At 69.5% G+C, this 24,060-nt stretch carries 16 protein-coding genes and 5 pseudogenes; 15 read left to right on the top strand and 6 right to left on the bottom strand.

Annotated features, from left to right (window positions below):
- Window positions 1-58: 58 nt before the first annotated feature.
- The 4 genes and pseudogenes from OOK07_RS42065 (at window position 59) to tnpA (ending at window position 3,828) form a co-directional block, all read left to right on the top strand.
- Window positions 59-1,318: a sensor histidine kinase gene (locus OOK07_RS42065; RefSeq protein ID WP_266801816.1), complete on the top strand. Its 1,260-nt coding sequence runs from the start codon at window positions 59-61 to the stop codon at window positions 1,316-1,318.
- The gene (locus OOK07_RS42060) at window positions 1,315-1,962 is read left to right on the top strand and encodes a response regulator (RefSeq protein ID WP_266530313.1); all 648 of its coding nucleotides are present in this window, start codon (window positions 1,315-1,317) and stop codon (window positions 1,960-1,962) included. Before OOK07_RS42065 ends, OOK07_RS42060 begins: the two co-directional genes overlap by 4 nt.
- A gap of 550 nt (window positions 1,963-2,512) precedes the next feature.
- A pseudogene (locus tag OOK07_RS43930) lies at window positions 2,513-3,419 on the top strand (IS630 family transposase); the annotation flags it as partial.
- Window positions 3,374-3,828: pseudogene (tnpA, locus tag OOK07_RS42045) on the top strand (IS200/IS605 family transposase). The pseudogenes OOK07_RS43930 and tnpA, both read left to right, overlap by 46 nt.
- A gap of 373 nt (window positions 3,829-4,201) precedes the next feature.
- Here tnpA and OOK07_RS42040 read toward each other — a convergent pair.
- Genes OOK07_RS42040 through OOK07_RS42030 form a run of 3 tightly spaced genes read right to left on the bottom strand, consistent with a single transcriptional unit; the run spans window position 4,202 to window position 7,757 of the window.
- Window positions 4,202-6,544 (bottom strand): ABC transporter permease, encoded by a 2,343-nt coding sequence (locus tag OOK07_RS42040; protein ID WP_406313224.1) that lies wholly within the window; start codon window positions 6,542-6,544, stop codon window positions 4,202-4,204.
- Window positions 6,541-7,236 (bottom strand): ABC transporter ATP-binding protein, encoded by a 696-nt coding sequence (locus OOK07_RS42035; RefSeq protein WP_266801813.1) that lies wholly within the window; start codon window positions 7,234-7,236, stop codon window positions 6,541-6,543. The genes OOK07_RS42040 and OOK07_RS42035 overlap by 4 nt, the downstream gene beginning before the upstream one ends.
- Window positions 7,233-7,757, bottom strand: a complete 525-nt coding sequence (locus OOK07_RS42030) for a PadR family transcriptional regulator (protein ID WP_266801812.1) — start codon at window positions 7,755-7,757, stop codon at window positions 7,233-7,235. Before OOK07_RS42030 ends, OOK07_RS42035 begins: the two co-directional genes overlap by 4 nt.
- Before the next feature lie 116 nt (window positions 7,758-7,873).
- Here OOK07_RS42030 and OOK07_RS42025 point away from each other — a divergent pair, with 116 nt between their 5' ends.
- The 5 genes from OOK07_RS42025 to OOK07_RS42005 all read left to right on the top strand — a co-directional run bounded on the left by OOK07_RS42025 (window position 7,874) and on the right by OOK07_RS42005 (window position 13,608).
- Entirely contained in the window at window positions 7,874-8,407 is a 534-nt protein-coding gene (locus OOK07_RS42025; protein WP_266801811.1) for a hypothetical protein, read from the top strand.
- 15 nt (window positions 8,408-8,422) lie between these two features.
- Window positions 8,423-8,932 carry a hypothetical protein gene (locus OOK07_RS42020; RefSeq protein ID WP_266801810.1) on the top strand — a complete coding sequence of 170 codons (510 nt, stop codon included), beginning with the start codon at window positions 8,423-8,425 and terminating at the stop codon, window positions 8,930-8,932.
- Window positions 8,933-9,409: 477 nt separating this feature from the next.
- Window positions 9,410-11,335 carry a copper resistance CopC/CopD family protein gene (locus tag OOK07_RS42015; RefSeq protein WP_266801809.1) on the top strand — a complete coding sequence of 642 codons (1,926 nt, stop codon included), beginning with the start codon at window positions 9,410-9,412 and terminating at the stop codon, window positions 11,333-11,335.
- Between the two features lie 651 nt (window positions 11,336-11,986).
- Window positions 11,987-12,697 (top strand): YcnI family copper-binding membrane protein, encoded by a 711-nt coding sequence (locus OOK07_RS42010; protein ID WP_266801808.1) that lies wholly within the window; start codon window positions 11,987-11,989, stop codon window positions 12,695-12,697.
- Window positions 12,698-12,987: 290 nt separating this feature from the next.
- A complete protein-coding gene (locus OOK07_RS42005; protein WP_266801807.1) occupies window positions 12,988-13,608 on the top strand; it encodes a sigma-70 family RNA polymerase sigma factor in 621 nt (206 codons plus the stop codon).
- A 336-nt stretch (window positions 13,609-13,944) separates the two neighbouring features.
- Here the strand turns inward: OOK07_RS42005 and OOK07_RS42000 are convergent, their stop codons facing one another.
- The gene (locus tag OOK07_RS42000) at window positions 13,945-14,685 is read right to left on the bottom strand and encodes a phosphotransferase (RefSeq protein ID WP_266801806.1); all 741 of its coding nucleotides are present in this window, start codon (window positions 14,683-14,685) and stop codon (window positions 13,945-13,947) included.
- A 173-nt stretch (window positions 14,686-14,858) separates the two neighbouring features.
- On the opposite strand from OOK07_RS42000, the pseudogene OOK07_RS41995 reads away from it, so the two are divergent.
- The 4 genes and pseudogenes from OOK07_RS41995 to OOK07_RS41980 form a co-directional block, all read left to right on the top strand.
- Window positions 14,859-15,198: pseudogene (locus tag OOK07_RS41995) on the top strand (alcohol dehydrogenase catalytic domain-containing protein); the annotation flags it as partial.
- Between the two features lie 1,087 nt (window positions 15,199-16,285).
- Window positions 16,286-17,842, top strand: a complete 1,557-nt coding sequence (locus tag OOK07_RS41990; protein ID WP_266801805.1) for an alpha-L-arabinofuranosidase B — start codon at window positions 16,286-16,288, stop codon at window positions 17,840-17,842.
- Between the two features lie 85 nt (window positions 17,843-17,927).
- Window positions 17,928-19,487, top strand: coding sequence for an alpha-L-arabinofuranosidase B (locus tag OOK07_RS41985; protein WP_266801804.1), 1,560 nt, complete (start codon window positions 17,928-17,930; stop codon window positions 19,485-19,487).
- A 258-nt stretch (window positions 19,488-19,745) separates the two neighbouring features.
- A pseudogene (locus OOK07_RS41980) lies at window positions 19,746-19,910 on the top strand (IS256 family transposase); the annotation flags it as partial.
- Window positions 19,911-20,352: 442 nt separating this feature from the next.
- Here OOK07_RS41980 and OOK07_RS41975 read toward each other — a convergent pair.
- The gene (locus tag OOK07_RS41975; RefSeq protein WP_266801803.1) at window positions 20,353-20,907 is read right to left on the bottom strand and encodes a hypothetical protein; all 555 of its coding nucleotides are present in this window, start codon (window positions 20,905-20,907) and stop codon (window positions 20,353-20,355) included.
- Window positions 20,908-20,966: 59 nt separating this feature from the next.
- On the bottom strand, window positions 20,967-22,496 hold the full coding sequence (locus tag OOK07_RS41970; RefSeq protein ID WP_266801802.1) for a DUF5605 domain-containing protein: 1,530 nt from the start codon (window positions 22,494-22,496) through the stop codon (window positions 20,967-20,969).
- A gap of 465 nt (window positions 22,497-22,961) precedes the next feature.
- Between OOK07_RS41970 and OOK07_RS41965 the strand changes: the two are divergent.
- Window positions 22,962-23,438 (top strand): annotated as a pseudogene (locus OOK07_RS41965) (TIM-barrel domain-containing protein); the annotation flags it as partial.
- Between the two features lie 34 nt (window positions 23,439-23,472).
- Entirely contained in the window at window positions 23,473-23,733 is a 261-nt protein-coding gene (locus tag OOK07_RS41960; RefSeq protein WP_266801801.1) for a beta-L-arabinofuranosidase domain-containing protein, read from the top strand.
- Window positions 23,734-24,060 lie beyond the last annotated feature (327 nt).

The following is a 24,060-nucleotide window of genomic DNA, read 5'->3' as shown; positions in this document are numbered from 1 at the left end:
ACGGCGGATAGACTCGGCCCCCCATGTCCCAATGGATCATTCATCCAGGGGGTTTGTCGTGACCGACCCCGGCCTCGTCCACGCTTCCGCGCCGGCCAGCCGCAGACGGTTCGACCCGAGGCAGCTGCCGCACCTGCTGTTCTTCCTCGTCGTCGGTGCCGCGCTGGTCCGCCTCGTCCGGCTGAACATCCCGTTGTGCTGGGACATCGTGACCGTCAGCGGGCTGCTCGCCATGACGTATGCCGCCGGGCTGGCACTGTGGGCGAGGCTGGGCAGGCTCGTCCGGCGCACCTGGATCGCTGCCCTCCTCCTGCTGTGGGCGATCCTCGTCCTCCTGACTCCGCCGCCCCTGACCGGCGCCTACATCTGGTGCGCCGTGCCCTTGGCCTGCGTGGTCCTGGACACCCTCGGCCGCCGTGCCACCGGCGTGGCACTGAGCGCCGTCACCGGCCTGCTCGTCGGTCAACTCACCCGGACCGCAGGCGGGTTCGACCTCGAGATGGTACTGATCCCGGTGGCGGCCGTCTGGGGAACCGTGGCGCTGTACCGGGCCCAGCAACGGAACGTCACGGAACGCCAGCGGCTGGTCGAGGAACTGCGCAGCACCCGCGACGTACTGGCGGACGAACGGCACCGCCACGGCACGCTCGAGGAACGCGCGCGCATCGCCCGTGACCTGCACGACACCCTCGCCCAGGAACTGTCCGGCAACCTCATGCTGCTGCAGGCGGCCGACCAGGAGTGGGAGGAACGGCCCCACATGGCCCGGACGCGGGTCCGCGCGGTCGCCGAAGGCCTGGACGCGGGGCTCGCCGAGACCCGGAGGATCATCCAGGACCTCACCCCGCCCACGGTCGCCGAGGCCGGGCTGGAGGGGTCTTTGCAGCTGCTGTGCGCCCGGGCTCAGCAGCCGGGTGGCGCCGGGCGGGTGCGGTTCCGCTCGGTGGGCACCCCGGCCCTCGGCCCGGACGAACGGAGCGCCACCACCTTGTTCCGCGTGGCGCAGAGCACGCTGGCGAACGTCCGCGAACACGCGCAGGCCACCCACGTGTCAGTGACACTGCGCCATCTCACGGACCGGGTCGAACTGGACGTGTGCGACAACGGAGTCGGCTTCGACACCGCCCGCATCGGCGGATCGGTCCGGTCGGGCCGGGGCTTCGGCCTGCCCTCGGCCCGGGCCCGGCTACGCCAGGACGGGGGCGATCTGGAAGTCGACAGCGCCCCGGGGCAGGGCACGCGGATCCGGGCCACCGTCCCCGCCCGCTCGTTGCGGCCGGGAACGCAGGCGCCTGTCTCCGCGGCGGCGGCGCAGTGACGGCCGCGACGCGGCGCCTGCTGATCGCCGACGACCATCCGGTCGTACGGGCCGGGGTGCGGGCCCTGCTGGAGGGGGCGCCGGACCTTGAAGTGATCGCGGAGGCCGGAAGTGGCGAGGAAGCCGTCCGCCTGGCGCTCGCACTGGCACCCGATGTCGTGCTGATGGACCTGCGCTTCGCGGGCATGCGCTCCGGCATCGACGGGATCGAGGCGGTCCGCCGGCTCGCCGCCCAGGCTCCGGGCCTGCCCGTGGTGATGCTCACCAGCTATTCGGGGCGAGCCGACGTCGTGCGCGCGCTGACGGCCGGCGCACGCGGCTACGTCCTCAAGGCCGGACCGCCCGAGGACCTCTTCCGGGCCGTGCGCAGCGCCGCCGAGGGCGGCCTGGGACTCGCGGCGGGGGTGGTCGGCGACCTCGTCGGGCAGGTCGTCAGTCCGGCACCGGAGCTGACGGGGCGGGAGCGACAGGTCGTCCGGTTGATGGCCGACGGGCACAGCAACCGCTCCATCGCGGACGCCCTGTATCTGAGCGAGGCGACCGTCAAGACACACCTGGTGCGCATCTACCGCAAACTCGGCGTCGACAACAGGGCGGCGGCGGTCTCCGAGGCGGTCCGCCGGGGGCTGCTGGAATTCACCTAGCGTGGCGCTGCCCTGCGGTGCGGTGCGGGAGCAGAACGCGAACCCACCTGGGCCTTGCCGGCGGGCTGAAGGGGACAGATCCGATACAGAGCTCAAGCAGCGTCGGCAGGATCCCTTTCGCGGGCTCCCGCCACCGCAGGAAGTACTCGGTCCCGGACCGGCAGAAGTGCTTGACCTTGCCCGCTCCGATGAACTCCTCCGCCGCCCGGGGCCCCTTCGAATCGGCACGTCGGGGTCGACGCGGTGCTGGTACAGCAGGTCGACCCTGTTCACGCCGAACCGGCGCAGAGAATTCCCGACGACCTGGACGGGGCTCTTTGCCACGCTCCAGGCTGTCCGGTCACGGTCGAGCACGCCTGCGTGTCGTGGTGGGTCAACCACTCGGCGGTGGCGTGGGGGCCCTGTCGTTCCCCCAACCAACTCGGCCCGTCACCGGTGGCATTCAGCCCACAGAACGAGGGCGACCTGCCGTTACTGACTTCGGCGTCTTAGGGTCTGGATCTGCGTCGGGACCGGTGACGCGATCTGTCCGGGCTGGTACTTCAGAGGCATGCGGTATCCAGATGGGGGCGGGCTGACCGCCGAGCAACGCAAGCGCCGTGAAGAGGTACGGATGCGGGCCGCTGACCTCTTCCAGGAAGGTGTGAAAGTCTCGTGCATCGCCCGGGAGTTACGGGTGAGTGAGAAGTCGATCTACCAGTGGCGCCGTGTCTGGCAGTCGGGCAGTCGGGCGGCCGGGCCACGCTGCGCTCCGTGGGCCCGTCCGGCTACGACTGCCGTCTCGGCGCGCCCCTGCAGGCCAGGCTTGCCGGCTGGCTGGACGAGGGGCCGACCGCGCACGGCTGGGCGGATGACCAGGTATGGACAGCCTCCCGGGTGCGCACGCTAATCCGCCGGAAGTTCCACCTCTCCTACAGCGTCTCCGGGGTCACCCGGCTGCTGCACCGCATGGGCTACAGCGTGCAGATGCCCGCCCGGCCCGCAGTTGAACGCGATGAGGACGCGATCACCGCATGGCGGGAGGTGACCTGGCGGGAGGTAAAACGCTCTGGGCGGCGACCGGCGCGTTCATCTGCTTCGAGGACGAGGCGGGTGTGACCGGCCGCCCGCCCAAGGGCCGCACCTGAGGCCGGCGCGGGATCACCCCTACTGTGCGGGTGCCCGGCCGCGGCCGTGGCCGTCTGTCGGTGGCCGGGCTGCTGTGTTACCGGCGTGGCGTTCCTGCCCGCCTGTGTTACCGGCTGCGCCGGCACACGAGGCGCAAGGACGAACGCCGCTCGCTGAGCGAGACCGACTACATCCGCCTGCTGGACGGCGCCCACCAGTTACTGAAGGCCCGGCTGATTGTGGTGTGGGACCGGCTCAACACCCACGTCTCCAAGGCGATGAAGGCCCTCGTGGCCGAGCGGGAATGGCTGACGGTGGTCCTGCTGCCCGGCTATGCGCCCGACCTCAACCTGCTTTCGTGATGCATGTCCACTTGGTCTTCGTGACCAGGTTCCGGCACAAGGGGTTCACGGATGTTCATCTGACGCGGATGGAGGAGATCATGCGGTCGGTGTGCGCGGACTTCGAGTGCGCGCTGGTGGAGTTCAACGGCGAGGACAATCACGTCCACCTCCTGGTGAACTTCCCGCCCCAGGTCGCCGTCACCAAACTCGTCAACTCCCTCAAGGGCGTCTCCTCCCGCCGTCTGCGCCTGGGGGCACCTCCCGGCCGAAGGCTGGGGGAGAGTTCCCCGACCTGGTAGGCCACTACTGGCGGGCCAACAAGCTCTGGTCCGGTTCCTACTTCGCCGGCACCGTCGGCGGCGCCCCGCTCTCCGTGGTCAGGCAGTACATCGAACAGCAGAACCGGCCCGTGTGAGCATCGCCCGGCTCCGCCGGGACCAGCTGTCGTGGCGCTCCGCGCCACGGGTGAGGAGCACGCCGTCCGGCTCCGCCGGACAAGACTGCGACGCTCCGCGTCGCAACCCTCAGATTCGCTTCACCTCCGGGCTGAAGCCCGATGCACTGCGAATGAATCCCGGTAGCGGGGGTTGGCCCCCCGACAACGCAGTCCCATTGCTGACGAGACAGCAGTCGACACAACATCAACCACCCTGGCCCAAGCCGCACAGCCCGTGTCCAAGATTCCGGGTCGAGGCCCGTACGACGAGCAACCCGAGGCCCCCTCCGCCTGAACGATCCAGCACACTGGCCGGCGGTTCTGGTGGAGAGGGGCCTTCGGGGCGTATGGCTCACTCGGTGCGCAGGCCGTCCGGGCGCATCAGCCGGAGCAGTGGTGGCAGGCTGAGCACGGTCACCAGCAGGGTGACGGCGGCGCCGATACCGGTCATGGACAGTACGCTCGCCCAGTCGACGTCCACCGCCTTGTGCGTCATCTTCAGCAGTACCGCGCCCAGCGTCAGCCCGACAGCCGTGGCCAGCGCCAGGCCGAGCCCGATCGGGATCGCCGTCTGCCACAGCACGGACAGGGTCAGTGTGCGGCGCCGGGTGCCGAAGGCGATCAGCGACGACAGCAGCTTGCGGCGCTCGCGCAGCTGCTCCAGCTGCGACACCAGCAGACTCGCGCCGATCAGCGCCAGTACGCAGGTGGCGCCGACGAACAGGAAGGTGCGGATGGAGGCGTAGGTGTCGTTGCTCTTGCTGGACACCAGCATCACCGGGTCGGCGGGCAGGCCGAGACGGTGGGCCGTGTTCCGCGCATGGTCGGGCGCGTCTGCCAGCCCCTGGTCGAGCGCGAGGTAGATCTGGCCGCGAAGACCATGTACGGCGCCTGAGGGCAGCGCGCCCGGCGTCAGCAGCAGGCCGCCACGCTTGTTCCCTGCCGGGTCCGCGATCGACCGCGCCTGTTTCACGTCCGCCGGCACGGGCCAGGGCGTCGGCCTGTGAACGACACCGGGGTCGCCGTCGAAGTAGTCGAACCAGAGCGTGCTGCCGGGCTTGGACATGCCGGGCGTCGCCTCCCCGTATGCGCCACCCTGGACGACGAAGGAGTCACCGTCCTTGCAGGAGGGGAGGGAAGCCACCGCGCGCAGGGACGCACAGTCGGCGATGGTGACGCTGGCGGTGTTCTCGGCGTCGTCGCGCCGGTCGGCAACGTAGCCATCGTCGAACGCGTAGATCTTCGCGACACCCTCGGTCGCCTTGAAGTCGGCCGCCGCCCGGGCGAGCGGGACCTCTTTTTCCAGGTTCACCTTCATCTGGGCCCGGGTGAGGTCGTTGGTGGTGTGCTTGGTGTACTGGCCCTGCACCCCGGTGAACAGCATCTGCAGGGCGATGGCGCCCGCCACCGCGACCGCGATGCCGTTGACCGTGCGGGCGGCCGTGCCGCTGCTCAACTGGAGTCGGCGGATGGCCAGTTGCCAGGCGACCCCGCTGGAGCCGAGCCGGGCGACGACCGTCTCCACGACCCACGGCAGCAGCGCGGTCACCCCGACGAGCAGCAGCAGGACGCCACCGGTGACCTGGTACTGGTTGAAGTCTTTGCTGTACCGGTCCTTGCCGACCATCGGGTAGAGCAGGCCGAGCCCACCCACGGGCAGCAGCAGCCGCCACCACAGCCGGCGCCGCAGGGGCTTCGCGGTGCGCACCACGCCGAGCGGCTCGATCACCACGCCCCGCAGCGCGAACAGGGTGACCAGCACGGCGGCCGCCGGGACCGCGACCGCGACCAGCAGGGCGAGCAGGGGGGAGGGGATCAGATAGCTCGGGAACACGCTCACGTCGAACAGGTCCACGGATCCGGAGAGCTCCCGGATGAGTAGGAAGAAGACCGTGCCGAAGGCCAGGCCGGCCACGGAGCCGGCGAGGGCCTCGCCCGCGGCGATCCGCCGGGTCATCCGGCTGTCCGAGCCCACCAGCCGCAGGGCCGCGAGGCGCCGGTCCCGGCGCTCGCCGCCGAACCGCACGGCTGCGGCGATGAAGACGCCGACCGGCATCAGCAGCACCAGGAACACGACGAGGGAGAGCAGGACGAGGATGGGGTCTGTCTCCTCCGAGTTCAGGTACCCTGCGCCGAATCGGTCGATGCGTTCGACCCCGCCGCTGTACTGCTTGAACACGAGATCGTCGGCGCCGCGGTAGAAGGCGAGCTCCTGGGCACCGATCAGTCCGGGCTCGGCGATCGTGCCGACGATCCGCCCCGGCATCCGCTCCCGCAGCATCTTCCCCTCGCCAGACTCCAACAGCCGCTTCAGCGCGGGAGAGACCACCATCTCGCCTGCCCCCGGAAACCTCGAGACCCCCGGCGGCAGGGGCGCCTTGGGCCCCTCGGGCTGCAACGCCCGCCCCCGCACCTCTTTGTCACGGAAAACCGTTCCGGCGTCGCGGACCAGCAGTGTGTTGTCCGCCTTCCGCATCGGCGACTCGCTGAACGCGTGCGTGAGGTCGCTACGCGCCTCCTCCCGGTCGTGCCGCACGGCCAGCGCATTCGGCACCGCGGTGGCGAGCAGGAGCAGTGCCACACCGAGCCCCACGCCGACGGCGGTGAGCAGCATCCGCGCCCACCCCTCCCGCCCGCCGGCGACAGCGAATCTGACCCCCATACTCAGGTCCCTGGACCACTGGCGCGTCTTCATATGACCCGCTCCATGTCCCGGGACTTGCCGTCCCGTACGACGACCTCGCGGTCGGAGTAGGCGGCGACCCGTGCCTCGTGCGTGACGAGCACGACGGCGGCGTTGGTGGAGCGAGCCGCCTCGGTGAGCAGCCCCATCACACGCTCGCCGTTGAGGGAGTCGAGTGCGCCGGTCGGCTCGTCGGCGAACAGCACCCGGGGGCTCGTGACCAGCGCCCGGGCCACGGCCACCCGTTGCCCCTGACCGCCGGAGACCTCGCCGGGCCGCTTCTTGCGCAGGTCGTCGACCTCCAGCCGCTCCATCCAGGTCAGGGCCGCCTTCTCGGCCTCCTTGCGGGAAGTGCCGTTCAGCCGCAGCGGCAACGCCACGTTCTCCACACAGGTCAGCTCGGGCACCAGCTGACCGAACTGGAAGACGAAGCCGAACTCGGAGCGCCTGAGCGCGCTGCGCTGGGCGTCGTTCATGGTGGCCAGCTCACGCCCGTTGTAGGTGATGGACCCGGAGTCGGGCGGCACGATCCCGGCGAGGCAGTGCAGCAGCGTCGACTTGCCCGAGCCGGAGGGGCCCATCACGGCGACGACCTCGCCGGGGTGGATGGAGAAGTCGGCGCCGTCGAGCGCGGTGGTCGGCCCGTACGCCTTGCGCAGGTTCTGGGCGGCGAGCAGGGAACCGGGAGGATCAACACGGGTCACGCGGTCACCGCCCCGGCGAGCTTGTCCAGACGCGCGGCGGTCAGCTCCAGCCAGCGCAGGTCCGCTTCGAGGTGGAACAGGGCGTGGTCGCAGATCAGCTGGTCCGCGAAATCGCCCTTGCGCTTGCGGTCGGTCAGGATCCGCATGCTGCGCAGGTGCTCGGAGCGCTGCGTGTCGAGGATGTCGGCGGCGTTGCGACGGGTCAGCAGCGCGAGGACGACCTTGCTGTACAGCAACGACTGCAGGTACGGCTCGGGCTTCTCCGGCGTCGCGAGCCAGCGCTCGACGTCGCTGATCCCGGCGTCCGTGATCGCGTACCGCCTGCGCTCGGGCCCACTGCCCGCCTCGACGCCGTCGACTTCGACGAGGCCGTTCTTCAGCAGCCGGGACATCGTCGCGTAGACCTGGCCGTAGTGCAGCGGCCGGTCATGACCGAACTTCTCGTCGAAGGCCCGCTTCAGGCCGTAGCCATGGCGCGGACCGGACTCCAGGAGCCCCAGAAGGGTATTACCGATGGACATGCCCAGCACTATACACACCATGTATACGCGGCCTGTATACGCGCAGTGTTTAGGCGATGGGGGTGGGTACGCCCTGGCGGGTCGCGTGCCTTTGCGGCGTCGACTCGACCGCGTACATGGTGAAGATGCTGGAGGACCCGGCTGCCCCCGGAGTCGATCCGGCCCGCACCATGGTGTTGCACGAGCTCACCGGGAGCGAGTGGCCGGCCACCCGTGCCCATGCCGCTCAGTACGTGCTGCCGCTTCTGCGCGAGCACCGGGTTCGGCTCGTTCAAGTCTCCCGGGCCGGCCGCTCGTTGGAGATCGCAGTCATGGACGACTCCCGCCAGCCCGAGCGGATCGTCAAGCGGGGCCCTTGGGCGTTGGAGGACGAGTACGAGAGCAACGGCACCGTTCCCCAGCAGGGCGGCATCCGGCTCTGCAGCTTGCATGCCAAGGGGGAGGTTGGTGACGCGCTCGTCGCCGAGGAGATCGGCGACCGACCGTTTAGGCAGGTGATGGGGTTCAACGCCGATGAGGTGGGCCGCAGCCTCCGGGACGGGGCCGCGAACAAGAACCCCCTGCGCCAGGGCGTGTATCCCTTGATCGAATGGAGGTGGGGGCGCGAGCGGTGCGAAGCGTTCCTGTACGACAGGTTCGGGGTGAAGTGAGAGAAGTCCCACTGCATGTTCTATTGTTTTCCGGTGTCGATGGGCGCCATGGACGCGCACCTGGAACGGATGCGCCGGCACCCGGACATCGCCGGACGGGTCCTGCGCCTGGAGTACACGTCGGTCAGCCTCAACCCGAAGGCGAAGCTGTTGGGCCGACGCAGTCTGCTGGAGCAGTTCGACCCTGGCCGGGCCGCGGACCGGCCCGGCCTCGCCGCGTTCGAGGAGGAACTCGCCTGCCCGTGGGCGCTATACCACGTGCGGCGGATCCTGCCCGTGGCGAAGGCGGACCCGACTCGGCGCGGGCGGGCGATGCGCTCGGTGGAGCGGGTCGACGTGGGCCGGGCGTCCGCTCTCGGCCGGAGGCTGCGGAGCGTCTCGGAGCGGCACGGCGTCCCGGTCGAGGTCGATGAGCGCTACGGGCGGGTGCGGGCGTGGGTCCAGCGGCGCGGGCCGGCGCTGCCGACTCTTGGTAGCGGCCGATATTCAGGAGTCGGAAGTAGGGCAGGAACAGGCCCCCTTTGAGGATCTTGGCGGCCCTTGCCGATCAACGCTCATCGATGACTTTCCAGTAGTTCAGAGGCCATGTTCTCGCCCCCGGTTCGTTACGGGCCGAGCGTAGCCGGGAGAGCGCGGTTGAGCACTCGCCGGCCGCGGATACTCCGCGAAACGGTGATCAAGCCTCCAGGTGCTGGACGACGGCATCGGCGATGGCGCGCATTTCCGCGGCGTTGGGATGGAACGGGGCCACCGTCCTGAGTTGGCGGAGTCGGTCCGGCAGTCCGGTCACCCATGGGTCCACCCGCCCGCACCGAACCCGGGGCGTGGCTGCGGCACGCTGACGACCCGCCGGGCGAGCCTTGCCGGTCCGTGGTGAGTGGTCCCGCGCACAGGATCTCCCCATCGCTCACCCTGACGCACAGCCCGGAATGAGGGCGACTTTACGGCGGGCCAACGGTACGGCGATGCGATCGCAAAGCCCCATGGTCATCGTTCCTGGGCATGACGACGCGTTCGCCGCACAGGGCGAAGCAGGGCCTGAGAGCGCTGGTCGCGGCGCTGGCGTTCTGCGTCGCGGCGCTCGGACTGGCGCTGGTCACTGCTGGCAGAGCCTCGGCTCACGCCGCCCTCATGGCCACGAACCCGGCTGCGAACGCGGTGGTGGCGAGCGCGGCGCGGCAGGTCGTCCTCGACTTCGGTGAAGGCGTCGGGCTTCTCGACGACTCGGTGCGGGTCTTCGGCCCGGCCGGCGAGCGGGTGGACGACGGTCGTCCGCTGCGCGTGGGAGGCAACGCGGCCGAGGTGGGCGTGCTGCTGGCGGGCGCCCTGCCGCACGGCACCTACACAGTGGCGTGGCACGTGATCTCTGCTGACACCCACCCCGTCGCCGGAGCGTTCGTCTTCTCGGTCGGCAGCGCCTCCCGTCATGCCGCCGCTCCCACCGCAGCCTCACCCAACGCGAGCGCGGCCGGCATCCTGTACGGGTGCGGCCGGTACCTCGACTACACGGGCTACGCGGTGCTCGTCGGGGTGAGTGCCTTCGTGCTGCTGTGCCGGCCCGGCACCGCCGCCCGCAGGTCCTTGCTGCCCCTGTTGCGGGTCGGGTGGTGGTCCATGGTCCTCGCCACGGTCGCTCTGCTGACGCTCCGCGGCCCGTACGCGTCGGAGCAGGGCCCCGGCCGTGCGCTGAGCGTCGCCGTGCTCCGCGGCACGCTCGGGACCACCGCGGGAATCGCCCTGCTGATACGGCTGTTGCTCTTGGCGGCGGCGTATCCGCTGCTCCGGCTGCTGACCCGAGGCTGCGGCCCGGGTTCCGCGGGACGGGCGGGGCGTGGGATCCGTAGGGGAGAAGCAGGTCTGTCGGGCGCCACGGTGGTGCTGGCAGTGGGCCTGGCCTCGACCTGGGCCCTGGCCGAGCACGCCTCGGTCGGCATCCAGGTGGCGGCCGCCATCCCGTTCGACATCCTGCATCTGGTGGCCATGGCCTGCTGGCTGGGCGGCCTGTCGGCGCTGGTGACCATGCTGTGGCGCGCCCCCGCCGAGGAACGGGCCGACACCCGGGCCGTGAGCCGTTTCTCCGCGGTCGCCCTGGCCTCCGTCGCGGTCCTGGTACTCACCGGGGTCTACCAGACGTGGCGTCAGACCGGCTCCTGGGACGCGCTGGTGGCGACGGCCTATGGGAGGTGGCTGCTGCTCAAGGTCTACGGCGTCTTGGTGATGCTGACGGCCGCCTTCTACTCGCGCCGATGGGCGGCCCAACTGCGACACCGAGCGCGATCGACGACGCAGCGTACCCGCGTGCCTGTGCCCGTACCGGTCGGGGCGGTCGGGCACGCGGGCGGTTCGCTGCGGGAGGCCCACGGCGAACCGCCCCCGCGAACGGGCGGCGACGACGAAGTGCCGTATGGCGAAGTGCCGTACGACGGCGACGTCTACCGGCGGGCCCTGCGGCGAACGGCAGCGATGGAAGCGGCCGTAGGGATCCTGGTGCTGGCGGTGACCACCGTCCTCACCAACACCCAGCCCCCGCGCGCCGAGGCCCACACCGAGGCAGCGCCGAGGTCGACGGCACGGACGACGAGCCTCGCCGTGCCCTTCGACACCGGCCAGTTGGGGGGCGCCGGCCGAGGCACCGTCGACCTCACCCTGACGCCGGGCCGGCCGGGCGGCAACACCCTGCGGGCCGTCGTCCTAGGCCCCCGCCGCACACCCGAGCGCGTTCCCGAACTGGATGTCGCGCTCACGCTGCCGAGCAGAGGCATCGGCCCGCTCAAAGCGGCCCTCGTGAACTCCGGAAGCCGATGGGTGGCGAAGGGGTTCCAGATCCCCATGCAGGGGGCGTGGCAGCTCTCCGTCACGGTACGGACGTCGGCCGTCGACGAGGTGACGGAGACCCGGACCGTACGGGTCGCCGCGGGAGGGCAGTAGCGTGAGCTTTCTGCGGGCCGCCGTCTTCGCGGCGCTGTGCGTGACACTGGCGGCCGCCGGCCACCGCATGGCGGGGCATCCGCCGCCTGCCGGCTGGTCGGTGGGGACCGGCTTCGCCGTGGTGCTCGCTCTGACCGTGCCGCTGTGCGGCAGGGAACGCTCGCTGCCTGAGATCTGCGGCGCCATGGCCGTGACGCAGCTCGGACTCCACCTGTACTTCGACGCGTCGACTCCACGAACGTCTATGGCCGTGATGACGGACCACCGGGACGACACGCGGATGTTCGCTGCTCATCTCGCGGCAGCCATGGTGGCCGCCTGGTGGCTACGGTGCGGTGAGGCGGCCGTGTGGTCGCTTCTGCGACAAGCTGCCACGTTGCTCCCGAGGCCCAGGCTCCGGTGGCCGGAGGCCACAGCACCGGAGGGACAGCCGCCGCAGGCGTGCCGCCGGCGCCGCGAAGGGCACGAGAAGTCGACGCGGCGACTGCTGCTGCGGCACACGGTGAGCCGCCGCGGGCCTCCCGCGGACCGGGGGCCTGCCACCCCCGCGCCCCGAAACCGCACCCGCATGGCTGCACGCGCCCTGCCATCCGCGCCGCCGCCGCACACCGCAGCCGCGATGGCCTCCCACGTCCCCCGATGGAGTCCCTCATGTACGCGACACCCACCGTGTCCTCCCGTGCGGGCCGCCGTGCCCTGACGGTCACCGCGCTCACCGCAGCCGGCCTGATCGCCAGCGCCGGCGCAGCGTTCGCCCACGTCACCGTCCATCCCGACAGCTACCCGCAGGGCGCCACGGACGGCACGATCACCTTCCGCGTTCCCAACGAGGAGGACACCGCGGGCACGGTCAAGCTCGACGTCGTCTTCCCCACCGACCACCCGATCCCCTCCGTCCTCGTCCAGCCCGTCACCGGCTGGACGGCCCAGACGAAGACCGCCAGACTCCGCACCCCCATCAAGACCGACGACGGCGACATCACCACCGCCGTCTCCGAAATCGTCTGGACCGGCGGCAGGATCGCGCCGGGCCAGTACCAGGACTTCACCGTGGCCTTCGGCCAGCTCCCGACCGGCGCCGCGCAACTGGTCTTCAAGGCCCTGCAGAGCTACTCCGACGGCAAGATCGTCCGTTGGATCGAGCAGCAACAGCCCGGCCAGGCCGAACCCGAGAACCCCGCACCCGTGCTGAAACTGACCGCGAACGGCTCCGACACCGCCAACGTCAGCGCGGTCTCGTCGTCGGCCAAGGCAAGCGACAACACCGCCCGCGGCCTGGGCATCGCGGGTCTCGTCGTCGGTGTCCTCGGCCTCCTCGCGGGCGGCCTCGCCGTCACCCGGGCACGGGCCGCCCGGCGGTAGCGGCGCACGAAGGGGTGGTACAGGACGGCCGCTTATACCACCCCGCACCACAAGGCCCCACTGCCGGCGCAGCAGAGGAACGGTGCTGCCGCGGTGCCCATATCCGGCAGGTCCTCGCTCGCCCAGGCAGTCGCCCGTCCGCAGTCATCGAGCTGTCGGTTGCCCGCCTCGGGCCGGCCGTGCGCCCGCGCCCGGCCGACACCCCCTCACCGGTGCCGGGCTGCCCGCTGCCCTGATGCGCCTGCCTGCCCGGAAACCGGATCCTTGGCACAGAGAAGGACAGACACCAGGTGATCACTCCTGCCCTGCCTCCCTCGCGTGAACAGACGACGACGAACCCAAGACAAGACCCGATCACGGCGTGGGCGCTTGCCGCGCGCAGCGGTGATCCCGACGCCATCGACCACTTCGTCCGCGCCTTGCACCGAGACGTCCGCCACTACGTGACGTACCTTGGTGCCGACCCCGAGAGCGCCGACGACCTGACCCAGGAGACCTTCCTGCGCGCCCTGGGCAGCCTGCACCGGTTCGAAGGCCGCTCCTCGGCCCGCACCTGGCTGTTCTCCATCGCCCGCCGCGCGGTCATCGACAGCATCCGCCACAACTCCTCCCGCCCCCGCCTGTCGAACACGGGCGAGTGGGAGTCGTTCGTCGAACGCACCCGGCCGCGCGGCCTGCCCGGCTTCGACGACGGCGTCGCGCTCGCGGAGTTGCTGAACACGCTCCCCGACGACCGCCGCGAGGCGTTCGTGCTCACCCAGATGCTGGGACTTCCCTACGCGGAGGCGGCCCTCGTCAGCGACTGCCCGATCGGCACGGTGCGCTCCCGGGTCGCCCGGGCCCGTACCTCCCTGATCGGCTGGCTGGACGAGGCCGAGCACGCCGTTCCGGTGGCCGAGGGGTACCACTGACCGTTCCGCCCCGTGTGATGCGGAGCTGCTCGGCGACAAGGCCAGAGGCGCGACTCGGAGGGCGTAGTGCCGTTCTGCGCCCTCCGCGCGCCCTGCCCTTGTCGCGCGGGGCTCATCATGGCGACAGGAGCATGCCGGGACAGCCGCCGGAGATGCGTATGCGGGCTTCCGCCGAGGTCAGGTGGCTGGCGTTCGCGGTGATGGCGGTTGTCGGGCTCCTCTGTCTGGCACGGTTTGTGCGGGGCTCTGGCTTTGTCGATGTCGGATGGCTCTGGCTCTCGTTGTGTGGGGTGTGACGCTGCGTATTCGAGCCCCTTGTGGCGAAGCCGAGGGAAGTCAGCGCAGGGCTCTCGCGAAGACGGTGCGGTTGGCGGTTGTGTAGTCGTGCTCACGCCTGGACCAGGCGATCCGGGCATGGACTTGTTCGTTGTCGGCCACGTGTGGCTGTGGAGCGTTGAGGTGCTGACGCCACCAGAGGGCATTGCGGATTTGGCGGTCAAGGATGGCGTCGACGAGGCTGCTGCGTGCTGGGATGTCGAGCCCGTAGGCGTCGGCGAGGATCCGTACCTGGGTTGCCTGTTCCTGGGCGGGTGGGGCTTGTGGCTTGGAGGAGATGCACCAGGTCCAGGCCATGTATCCGAGGTCTTCGAGGGGGTCGCCGGGGGCGGCTGTATCGAAGTCGATGAAGGCCACCGGCCGGTCCTGGTGGAAGACAGCGTTGTTCGGGCCGGGATCGTGGTGGCAGACGACCGGATGGGCCGCGGCAAGGCGGCTGCCGCGGGTGGCCTCATGCAACGAGCGCAGAAGGGTACCGGCAGCCGCCACCTGATCGTCGCTCCAGAGCTGGAATCTGGCCGGTACTCGGCCGGGCAGGTAGGTGAACGTGTCACGGCCGGTGTCGTCGAGCCCGAGATATCGCGGTGCGCCGTTGAACCCGCGTTGTTGAAGATGGTTCAGCAATTCGGCTACGAGGGCCGACCTGGCTGTGACGGGTCGCCGGACGGTGTCGCCGACACGGACGACGCCCTGAGTGATCCGCCCTCCGGACAGTGGTACTTCGTCCTTTCCCGTGTTCATGGCTCCAGCTTCTCGTGTTCTTGGCCGGCCCGTTTGGCATCCGGTTGAGCGCCGAAACACACTCACGGAGTGAGCAAGACGCGTTTGCGTAGGAGCTGGAAGCCGGCGCGGCCATACATCTGGCGCTTGAGCATCTTGATCCGGTTGACGTGTCCTTCGACGACGCCGGAGTTCCAGGGGAGGGTGAGCCCGGCGTTAATCCCATCGACTGGAAGCTGCGCTCCGGGCGCCATGCACCAGATCTTCCCCCTGGATCTGCCCGAAATTCCCGGGCGCGACGGCGCCGGTGTGGTCGACGAGATCGGCGCCGGGGTGCAGGGGGTGAGCATCGGCGACCGGGTCTTCGGGCTGGGCGGCGTCACCGGCGCGACCGCGGAGCTGCTCATCCTTTCGGCCTGGGCGCACACCCCCGCCACGTGGAACGACGAGCAGGCCGCGGGCGCCGGTCTCGCGTCCGTGACCGCGATGCGTGGGCTCGACGCGCTCGGCCCCCTCGCGGGGCGCACCCTCGTCCGACTCGGACAGGACCCGGCGACCGTCTACTTCCAACGCGGCTTCCACGCACTGGCCGGCTGAGTCCGTCCTTCCGGCGAGCCAACCATTCCTGTTTCAGGGCCCGGAAGATGCTCCGCAGCACGCTGAGGAGACCGCGAGCTACATTTCGCTGGTGCCGAGCGAGTTCGACCTGTATGTGATCGGCCGTGATCTGTCGCAGGTCCTGCCCGGCCCTCGCCCATGAGGTCAGGGCGGGCGACGCGACGTATAGGCAGCGGCGAATGCGCCGGAAGTCGGCCGGCGGGTGCTGGTAGCGGCCGTGGCCGCGCATCACGCGCACCCATGCATGGAGTTGGTCCGCCACAGAAGCGCGCGGGTTCGTGGATTCCTGGACCGCCGAGGGCACGAACCCGTCCGTCGGACGGTTCATTGTGCCGGGCTGGGCGGCGAGTTCGGTGGGTGCGACCCAGACTCCCGTCGCCGGGCTTCTGTCCGCAGAGGGCCTTAGCAACTTGGGTGTTTTCTCTCGGCCAGCGTCGGCCGCCTCAGTTAGTAGTAGCCGCCCGCGATTTCGAGTGTGATCTCAATGACCAGAGGATGTCCCCGCACAGGGTCTACCCTGGCCAGCGCGCTGGCCGCCTCCCCGCGGGATCCGACATCCAGGGTGGGGTCGGTGGCGAGAGCTTCGAGTAGCCGCACGCCCCGCTCTACGTCCACCCTGGCCAGCGCCTCAGCCTCCGCCACGCGATCGGACGCGACCACCCCAACCTGGCGAGGCACTTACCAGTAAATAAGGGTTAATTCACCTAGATCAAACGCCCCCTCGGAGTGGAGCGGCACAACAAACGGAGCGGAACCTGTCGGAAACATTGACGGAGCCATGGCAGAAACCTATCTTCTGCTCGAAGTGCCGCACGACGTTCGTCATTTCGAACACTGGTCCCTCGCCACGACGCTCGGCCGAGCAGACCGGCCGAGCCCGGAGGAACAGAGCTGAACCGAACCGTGAGAACGCTGCTCGCCCTGCTGGGCCCGCTGCTGCTTGTCCACCGCCAACGCGTCGGGGCGCGGATCGCTGTCCCCGTATCGATGAACAAGGGGGTTTATGGTGCCTGAGCCATTCACGTTCCGACGACTGCACCGGGGGCTGGTTGTCTCCTTAGCCGCAGTGGCGCTCGCCTTCGCCGGCCTTGTCGCCTTCAGCGGCGCCTCGCAGGCCGCCACACAAGGGCCCTGTGACATCTACGCGGCGGGCGGCACGCCGTGCGTCGCGGCGCACAGCACCACCCGCGCGTTGTTCGCCTCCTACAACGGCCCGCTCTACCAGGTGCAGCGGCTGTCGGACAGCGCGTTGCAGAACATCGGGGTACTGTCCGCCGGAGGCGTCGCCAACGCCGCGGCGCAGGACTCGTTCTGCGCGGGCACCACGTGCACCATCACCCGCGTCTACGACCAGACCGGCAACAGCGGCAACACCCTGGTCTACCAGGGACCCGGCGGGACCGGCGGCGCCGACACGGCCGCCACCGCGAACACCGAAACGCTGACCGTAGGCGGCCAGAAGGCTTACGCGCTGTACATCAACCCCGGCAACAGCTACTTCGCCGGCGGCTCGGGTGTGCCGACCGGCAGCTCGCCGGAGGGCGAGTACATGGTCACCAGCGGCGCCCACGTCAACAACGGCTGCTGCTTCGACTACGGCAACAGCGAGACCGACCACCACGCCGACGGCAACGGCGCCATGGACGCGATCAACTTCAGCACCTCGTGCTGGTTCGGCGGCTGCAGCGGAACCGGACCGTGGGTGCAGGCGGACCTGGAGGACGGCCTGTTCTCCGGCGGCAGCACGACGTGGAACCCCGGCCAGGTCGCCGAGACCAGCCACTTCGTCACCGCGATGCTCAAGAACAACGGCACCACCCAGATGGCCATCAAGGGCGCCAACGCCCAGTCCGGGAGCCTGACCCAGCTCTACAGCGGCGCACTGCCCAGCGGATACAACCCGATGCACAAGCAGGGCGCCATCATCCTCGGCAGCGGCGGCGACTGCTGCCAGACCAACAACAACGACAGTGCGGGGACCTTCTACGAGGGCGCCATGGTCCAGGGCTACCCCTCCGACGCCACCGACGCCGCGGTCCAGGCCAACATCGCCGCGGCCGGCTATGTCACCGGCACCACCACCCCCTTCACCCGGGGCGCGAGGCTCTCGCTGAAGGCCACCACCTCCTGCTGCACCACCGACTACCTGCAGCACAACGCGAGCGACGACAAGGTCGCGATCGCGCCGGTGACCTCCGGCAGTTCCGCCACCGACAAGGCCGACGCCACCTGGATCGTCAGGCCCGGCCTGGCCAACAGCAACTGCGTCTCCTTCGAGTCGGCCAACACATCCGGCAAGTACCTCAGGCACTCCGCGTTCCAGCTCTACCTCAACCCCAACGACGGGACCACCCAGTTCGCCGCCGACGCCACTTTCTGCCCGCAACCAGGAAACAGCGGCACCAGTTACTCCCTGCAGTCCCTCAACTACCCGGCCAAGTACATCCGCCACTACGCCTTCACCGCCTACATCGCGAGCAACGGCGGTACCAACGCCTGGGACGCCACGTCGTCGTGGGACCAGGACACCAGCTGGCTCGCCGCCGCCCCCTGGAGCTGACGAGCAGTCCGCCCCCACTCCGGTGCGGATCCAGCCGAATCCGCACCGGACTCACATCACCCGCCACCCGGTGAAGGAGTTCTTCATGATCAAGCGACAGTGGATGCGCAGCGTCAGACGCGCGTTCCTCGCGGCCGGCGCCACCGCCGCGCTCACCGCCGGCCTGCTCACTGCCACGGCCACCACCTCGCAGGCCGCCACCCAGGGGCCTTGCGACATCTACGCGGCGGGCGGCACGCCGTGCGTCGCGGCGCACGGCACGACCCGCGCCCTGTACGCGGCGTACAACGGCCCGCTGTACCAGGTCAGGCGCGCCTCCGACAACACGACCAAGGACATCGGCGTGCTGAGCGTCGGCGGGTACGCCGACGCCGCCGCGCAGGATTCCTTCTGCGCGGGCACCAGCTGCGTCATCACCGTCATCTACGACCAGTCCGGCAAGGGCAACAACCTCACCCAGGCACCCGGGGGCTACTGGCCCGGGCCGGCCGAGGGTGGGAAGGACAACCTGGCCAACGCCGTCGACGCGCCGGTCACGGTCGCCGGCCACAAGGCGTACGGCGTCTACGTGGCCCCTGGCACCGGCTACCGGAACAACCACACCTCGGGCATCGCGACCGGCGACCAGCCGGAGGGGATGTACGCGATCTTCGACGGCACGCACTTCAACGGCGGCTGCTGCTTCGACTACGGCAACGCCGAGACGGACGGCATCGACGACGGCAACGGCACCATGGAGGCCATCTACTTCGGCAACAGCAAGGACTGGGGCTACGGCAGCGGCAACGGCCCCTGGATCATGGCCGACCTGGAGAACGGCCTGTTCTCCGGCGTCAACCGCGGCTTCAACGCGGGCGACCCGAGCATCAACAACCGGTTCGTGACCGCCATCGTCAAGGGCGGGCCGAACCAGTGGGCCATCCGCGGCGGCAACGCCCAGTCGGGCAGCCTGTCCACCTACTACAGCGGCGTACGCCCCAACGATTCCGGCTACAACCCGATGCAGAAGCAAGGCGCCATCATCCTCGGCATCGGCGGCGACAACAGCGCCTCCTCCGCAGGCACCTTCTATGAGGGGGTCATGACCTCGGGCTACCCCTCGGACGCCACCGAGAACGCCGTACAGGCCAACATCACCGCCGTCGGCTACAGCACCGCCTCGACCAGCGCCCCCACCCCCGGCTCCCGGATCTCCCTGCAGGCCACCACCGCGTGCTGCACCTCCGACTACCTGCGCCACAACGACGCCGACAACAAGGTCGTCATCTCCGCCATCAACTCCTCCAGCTCGGCCACCGACAAGGGCGACGCCACCTGGATCGTCCGCGCCGGCCAGGCCAACACCTCGTGCCTGACCTTCGAGTCCGCCAATGCACCCGGCCGCTTCCTGCGCCACTCCGGCTTCCAGCTCTACCTGGACGCCGACGACGGCGGCAGCCTGTTCGCGCAGGACGCCACCTTCTGCCCCACTAATGGCAACAGCGGGGTCGGCCTCTCCTTGCAGTCCGTCAACTACCCGACGAAGTACATCCGCCACTACGCCTACACGGGCTACATAGCCAGCAATGGCGGGTCCAACGCCTGGGACTCCACGGCGTCCTGGGCCGAGGACACCAGTTGGCTCACCGCGTCTCCCTGGAGCTGACGAGGGACCGGACTCTCCGAGCGCCTCCCAGCAGCGAGCACGGCAGCCTTGCAGAAGCGCAGGGAGGCCGTGCTTGCTCCCTGCAAGCTTGATCAGCATGCGTCCCGCGAGCAACGACGCTCCAACACGGGTCTGTACGCTCACCGGTGTAATTGATGATCATGGAAGAGACATCAAGTGACTGACACCGTGACCGAGTTCGTGGCCGCTGCCGACCAGGTGGATCCGGCGCCGGAGGCCGCGACGGTCGAGCAGAAACTGATCGACCAGCTCGTCGCGCAGGCCTTCGGCAAGGGGCTGCAGCTGACCGGCGGGGGAGGATTGCTGCAGCAGCTGACCAAGGCGGTTCTGGAGTCCGCCCTGGAGGGCGAGGTCACCGACCATCTCGGCTATGACAAGCACGACCCGGCGGGCAAGGACGGCAAGGCAGGCTGACCGCTCTGGGACTCACTTCACCAGGAGGCGTCGCTCCCGTTGAGACCGGGAGCCAGGTCCGGAGTTGTGTTCTGCTCGTCGGGACGCCCGGCCAGACAGTGGCGTTGTGCAAGCGGCCGACGGCCGTGTCACTTGACCGGTGACGGCAAGTGTCACGCCTGGACGGTGGGGCGAACGTTGATCTCGCCGATCTCGACGTCGCTGGGCTGCTCGATGGCGAAGGCCACCGCGCGGGCGACCGCTGCCGGAGGGATGCCCACCGCGTCCATGTTCTTGCGCGTCTGCTCGCGGATGTTCGGGTCTGCCAGACCTGCAACGTCGGCACGGGTATCAGCACACAGACGTACGACCTGCAGAGCAATCTGACGCCTGCGAGTGGCGAGAGTTCGATCGTGTTCTCCGTAACCCAGAACTTCTGGCGGTTCCGCCGTTAGGGACTGCTCTGAGTCGAGATCCCCGAAGGTGGCTGCTGCCAGAAACTGCAGGCCAGAGTCCTGCCCTGGGGCAATGCGGTCGATGATCCCTGCCGTGGGTTCGGGCTGCGAAACGGGCCCGGGGTGCACGCGACCTGCTCGGGGCAGCGGCAGCACTGGCGGGCGTCGAACCGGACCACCACCGATGTCGGCTCCGCCACCGGAAGGTCCCGCCAGTTGCCGCTGACCTGCCCGTTGGGGCAGGTGACCTCGCGTTGGGCGAAGTCGATGACGAAGTTCTCCCTGCCGAAGCCATCCTCGGCCCGGTGCTGCGGCGAGGTGCTGGAGGGAAGCGGCCCGACCAGGGTGACGCGGTGGAGGCGGGCGGCGGCGTCCATACCGGCGACGGAGGTGTAGCCGCCGTCGACCAGGTGCTGCCCGGGCAGCAGGCGAAGCCGCTTGAGGCGGGCATGGATGCCGGGCAGCGCCTGGCTGTCCGCGCTGGAGACGACGGCGGCCACGTCGGTGATGACGTTGATCCGCTTGTCGTCGCAGGTATCCTTGTCGGGCATGGGGGTGCCTCTCGGTCTCCTGATGGGTCGGGTTTCGTAAGGCCAACCCGCGCCACGGGTCAGGTGAGCGCCGACGGTGCCTCCCCGGATTCCCCCGTGTCGGCGTCGTCCGGCAAACGGGTCAGACGGACGGCCATGTACGGGTGACCCGGCAGCTCCACGCGCGCGCTGGAGTCCGCCGTCACGCCGACACGGTCGATCGTCATGGCCCACGTGTCGATCACGTCGATCGCGTAGCGCCCGTTGGCGGGCACGCTGATGTCCCGGAACCGTGGGCGGTTGAAGCCGAAGTAGATGAGTTCGCACGCGTCTTGGACCCCGCCGCGGGGGGCATCCCAGTCGGAGGGCAGGGGGTCGAAGACGCTGGTGGGGGACTCGCGGATGACGCGGTGCAGGAACGCGATGCGTTCAGGGCTGGTCCCGGCCAACTCGCCGCCCTTGGACCACCACAGTTCCTCGGCGTCGTTGAGGTAGGTCTCGCCGTGCTGGACGTACCCGCCACGCACTGCGCCCTCCCAGCAGCGCCGCACAAGTTCCTCACCCGTGAGGTTCCCCCAGCCCTGGTCGATGTCGCCTTCGTACCCGCACTCGTCGATCACGATGGGCTTGCCCCACTGTTGCCGCCAGGTGTCGGTGTTCTCCGCGGTGCGGTAGACGTCGACCCGCTGGATGCTGCAGTGGGTGATCCACGGCTTCGCGTAGTCGTAGAACGGGCCGCAGTTGTGGATGGAGGTCAGGTGACCGAGCGGGTCCTCTTCGGCCACGATGCCGGCCAGACGCTCCCAGTCGGCCTCGCTCTTGGCCTCCACCAGGTCGTACTCGTTGGCCATCGACCACCACACGTTCGACAGCGCCGACAGCCGCCGGACGGCGTACCGCGTCAGCCGGTCGTCGGCGTCGCGTCCGAGCTGGGCGAAGCCCCACCGGTCGTAGGGGTGGAAGAGGATGACGTCCGCCTCGATCCCCAGCTCCCGCAGCGCGCGCACCTCTTCCTCGAAGCGGCGGAAGAACCGGGGGTCGAAGCGGGTGGTGTCCCAGCCGGCCGCCACAGAGCCGGGGAACGGGTACAGCTCGGGCTCGTCGGTGTTGTAGGCATACGCCTTGGGCAGCAGGCACATCCGCACCTTGGTGAAGCCGCTTGCCGCCAGCGTGCGCCGGGTTGCGGCCCGCAGGCGTTCGACCTGGTGCGTCCAGGCGTACGCGGTGGTTCCGATCGGCAGGTACCGAGTGCCGTCGGCGTACGCGAAGTGATGGCGCTCGGCCACCCGCACCGGACCGTGGAGGCCCGGAGCGGCCGGCCCGGTCAGGAAGTCGCCGGAGAGGCCGTCAAGCGAGCGTGCGGTGGACGATGTGACGAAGGTCCAGGATCCCTCGATGTCGGGCATGAATCGGATCCGGTACGTTCCGTCTCCGTCGTAGAAGCCGCCGACGCGCAGCTCGCGCTGCCCGTCGCTGAATGTTGCGCCGAGTTCGACATCGGTGAACGGGTTGCCGTGTGACGGTCCGTCGAGCTCGATCTCGAACACGTCCCATCGAGCGCAGTGCTCGTCGTGACGTATGCGGGCAGTGGTCTCGACATGGTGATCCATAAAACCCACGATAGTGGTCTGCGTCGTAAGTCCGTCGGGGTTGATCACGTTTCCGGGGTGGTGGAGGATTCTTCTGGGTGATCCGAGGTGTGTCCGTCGAGGCTGGCCCAGACTGTCCAGGTCGGAGGTGGTGAACCTCCGCTGGAACGGCTGTGCTGTGACGTTGTAGCGGTCTTCGAACCCTCGGAGCCGTTCCCGGACCTCGACGAGGTCTGTGAAGTCGTTGGGCGAGACGACCTTGCGCTACACAACGGAGAAGTAGATCTCCACCTGGTTCAGCCAGGAGGCGTGCACCGGGGAGTGAATGAGGACCGCGTTTCGGGAACGCCTTGGTCAGGCGGTCGGCGGCTTTGTTTCCACGTTGGGAGGAGCCGTTGTCGACGCCCCAGAGCACCCGCTTGGCGCTCGCGTAAGGCTCATGGCCTGGGCGACCAGGGCCATGAACGGGTCGATGCCGATGGTCGAGCCGCGCTGTGGTCCGGCGACATCCCTTTTCGGCTCTCTCGCACGCCAGATCAGGGCCGGACTGAACGTCGCGATGAGCGGTATCCCCTGGTGGAACACCGACATCGGCGGTTTCTCCGGCGTGACCCGGACGATCCCGCATACCGCGAGCTGCTGATCCGCTGGTTCCAGTTCGGCACCTTCAGCCCCGTCATGCGGCTGCACGGGGACCGCCTGCCGCACTACCCCGACTTGTGCACGGAGGCGACCGGCGGCCCGAACGAGGTCTGGTCCTACGGCGAAGAGGCGTACGGCATCCTCCGCGACCACCTGTCGCTGCGCGAGCGCCTGCGCCCGTACCTGACGCGACTGTCCGAGGACGCCCACCGCACCGGCGCCCCGCCGATGCGCCCGCTGTTCTTCGACTTCCCCGACGACGGGCACGCCTGGGACATCGACGACCAGTTCCTACTCGGACCCGATGTGCTGGTGGCCCCACCACGAAGCCATGCTCCGCACGGAGTTCGGCGGGATGTGCGAGGTTCTGGCTGACCTCGCCGACCGCACCGGCACGCACCGGTACGCCGCCCTGGCACGGCGGTTCCTCGACCAGTCCCTGCTCAGCCCGCTGCGGGAGCACCGCGACGTCCTCGACGGGATGCACGCCAACACCCCAGATCGCCAAAGCAACGTCATGCGGTCCGCCTACCTCCGCGTGCCTGATCCAAGCGAAGAGGCAGTAGAACCGTCCGCCGCCGTCCAATCGGCCGGTTCGGCCGTGCGGAGCGGCTGAACCATGACAGCCCTCTCCCCCGCGAACGCAGCGCGCGTCGCCTGCATCACGCCGCTTGGCGAACTCCTCGCCCCGCCCCGCATCACCGCGAACGTGCTGCGCATTGGCGTGCAGACCGTCCTGGTCGGTCTTGGCCGTGCGGCAGTCTTACCGGTGGCGTGTCGCCGCCGAGCCGGTTGCGCCGCAGGAGCGCCAGCCTGGCGGCGCTCGGCGCCTGCCCGCGAGCTGGACGGCTCGCGGCGGCAGTAGATGGGGCACCGACGGAATTCGCTGACCTGCTGAAACTCGGCTTGCGTCGCGTCGAGATCCCGCGTTGAAGCACGGAGA

It is taken from the genome of Streptomyces sp. NBC_00078, assembly GCF_026343335.1.
In the GTDB taxonomy this organism is placed as follows: Bacteria; Actinomycetota; Actinomycetes; order Streptomycetales; family Streptomycetaceae; genus Streptomyces.
This window is presented reverse-complemented; position numbering and strand designations above follow the sequence as displayed.